The following is a 1256-nucleotide window of genomic DNA, read 5'->3' on the forward strand; positions in this document are numbered from 1 at the left end:
TCAGCTCTCTGAGAAGGGCTTTGCGGCCTTTAAAACGTTCGTCTGCCCAGAGGCGTTCGTAGGCTTCTTGTTTATCTTGTGGTAATTTTCTTCTATAAGTATTCAACAATTCATGAAGGGCGTAGTAATCATCCAACCACAATCCTCCTTCTGGTAGGCGATGGCTAATCTCCCCTACTTCTTCATAGGCCATTCGGTCTAGGCGACGTTTTTGACTCTCTTGTTTTCTGACGCTATCATGGATTCGATTGCGAAATTTTGTTTTGAAGTAGACGTAGAGTTTCTTTTCTTCTTCTACTAGTTCTGGATGCTTTTCTAGAAGTTCATGGAGACAAATCATGCCCTCTTGGTCCCAATCCTCTTTCTCCCACAGGTGAAGATAGTAGTCTTTTCTACATTTATGAACAATTCCTTTTACCTTCGCATAATACTTTTCAAGCATTTGCTTTCCCCCTTTCTCTGCTTGTAGTATAGCAGAGAAAGGGGGAAAGAAGGGCTTTGGTTTCTGTCTTGTGCTTTTTTGAGTCCAAGGTGTATCAGTAAGTATTGAGAAAGGCAGATGAGAGATAAAAAGACAACTGTTGTCTCTACAGTTGTCTCAGATTGAAGACAAAGTCCTTGAAAGTCAAGTTTCTAAGGGCTTTTCTTTGTGTAAAGTCGTATAATAGAGGTAAGAAGAGTTGTGAGGTGTTCCCTATGTTTCACAAAGAAAAACCTGATTATAATCGTAAGCAGTATGGTTTCTATACAATAGACGAATTGGTCCCAAAAGATCACTTTCTTCGACAAGTAGATTCCAAGGTTGATTTTGACTTTATCTATGACTTGGTAGAAGATACCTATAATCCAGATAATGGTCGTCCTAGTCTTGATCCCGTCATGTTAGTCAAAATTCCTTTGATTAAATGTTTTTATGGCATTCGTTCTATGCGCCAAACCATGAAAGAGATTGAAGTAAACGTGGCCTATCGTTGGTTTCTTGGACTAACTTTAGATGATAAGGTTCCTCATTTTACCACCTATGGGAAGAATTACAGCCGTCGTTTTCAAGATAAAGAACTCATTTCTGAGATTTTTTCTCAAGTTCTCAACCAAGCTTTGTATGCTGGCTTATCTGAAATATTTGTGGATGGTACCCATATCAAAGCGGCGGCTAATAGTCACAAGTATCGTAAGGAAATGGTAGACCAACAAGCTAAATTTATGAGTGAACAATTGGCAGTTGAGATTGATTTAGATAGGAAAAAACACGAAAA

2 protein-coding genes are annotated in these 1256 nt (G+C 38.9%); one reads left to right on the plus strand and one right to left on the minus strand.

The genetic code is table 11. The annotated features are described in order from the left end of the window. Window positions 1–442 (minus strand): sigma-70 family RNA polymerase sigma factor (locus tag QM450_RS10545; RefSeq protein ID WP_414320557.1); only part of this gene is annotated, 442 nt, incomplete at its 3' end. A 254-nt stretch (window positions 443–696) separates the two neighbouring features. On the opposite strand from QM450_RS10545, the gene QM450_RS10550 reads away from it, so the two are divergent. After that, a partial coding sequence (locus QM450_RS10550) for a transposase (protein WP_414320558.1) occupies window positions 697–1256 on the plus strand: 560 nt, incomplete at its 3' end.

The organism is Streptococcus infantis (genome assembly GCF_047464615.1).
GTDB lineage: Bacteria > Bacillota > Bacilli > Lactobacillales > Streptococcaceae > Streptococcus > Streptococcus infantis_Y.